Raw genomic sequence first — 1,246 nt, forward strand, 5'->3', positions numbered from 1 at the left:
CCGGGCGATTGCGTCCTGGGTGACGGTGGACGTACAGGTGCTCGACCTCGCCACCGCGGAGTTCGAGGCGTACGCGGTGACGGTCAACGTCACCGGGATCGAGATCTTTGGGCTTCGGTTTGGCGCCAGCCCTCAGGATGTGGCCCGGGCGGTGGCCAAGGAGATCGCAAGCCGGTTGGGCGGGCAGTGTCGGGGGAGGTGAAGACCATGAGGGTACGGCTGATCACGGTCCTGGTTCTCTTGCCTGCAATCCTGCTCTTTCTTGAGACTCCGGTAGCTCAGACCGCTGGGCCTCCTGAGGTTGAGTGGGAGAGGACCTTCGGCGGAAGCGGAGGTGATGAGGGCTACGCAGTCCGGCAGACCTCGGATGGAGGCTATATCCTCGTTGGTGAGACACGCTCTTTCGGCACATTATTGGGGGAAGCCGATGTCTGGCTGATCAAGACCGATTCCCAGGGTAATCAACAATGGGCAAGGACCTTCGGCGGACCCGGGTTCGACGATGGCCGTGCCGTGCAGCAAGTTATGGATGGAGGCTACATCCTTGTTGGGGTAACACAATCCTTCGGCGCAGGTGGGTATGATGTTTGGCTGATCAAAACTGATTCTCAGGGCAACCAGCAGTGGGCCAAGACCTTCGGCGGACCTGACGGAGAGTGGGGTTGTTCTGTTCAGCAGATTCCCGGTGGAGGTTATGCTCTCGTTTGGTCCAGCATATACAACAGAAGGAGCGCCATTTGGCTAGTTGCTACTGATGCCCAAGGTAACCAGTTGTGGGCCAAGACCTTCGGTGAAGGAGGAGCAACCCCAGACTACGGTCGCTGCCTCCAACTGACTTCAGATGGGGGCTACATTGTGTTGGGAACCATGGGTTTTAACGATTTCTACTTGGCTAAGCTGAAACCTGGAAGCCCCCCGCCTCCCGCGACCGGCACCATCCGGATCAATGCAACACTTGATGGACGGTCCTGGTCTGGGTTGTTGAGCTACCGCATCTCCGGCCCCCAAAGCCGCGATGGAACTGCGGTGACGGAAACGCTCAGGAAGATGCCCACCGGAACCTACACCTTGACCTATCAATCGGGGGGGCCGAGCGGGGCCAGCCTCACCAGCATCACGCCCTTGCCGACCCAGACCCTCGCCGCTGGGGGGACGATCACTTTCACCCTGAACTTCGTAACCCCAGCGCCTACCACAGGGAGTGTGCAGGTCAATGCTGCGCTTGACGGATGGCCCTGGGAAGGGC

2 protein-coding genes are annotated in these 1,246 nt (G+C 59.9%); both read left to right on the forward strand.

Translation table 11 applies throughout. The annotated features are described in order from the left end of the window. The coding region (locus NUV94_08215; GenBank protein ID MCR4392719.1) for a hypothetical protein at window positions 1-202 on the forward strand (202 nt) is incomplete at its 5' end. A gap of 5 nt (window positions 203-207) precedes the next feature. Beyond that, the coding region (locus NUV94_08220; GenBank protein ID MCR4392720.1) for a hypothetical protein at window positions 208-1,246 on the forward strand (1,039 nt) is incomplete at its 3' end.

The organism is Candidatus Acetothermia bacterium, assembly GCA_024653305.1.
Taxonomy (GTDB): domain Bacteria; phylum Bipolaricaulota; class Bipolaricaulia; order Bipolaricaulales; family Bipolaricaulaceae; genus JACIWI01.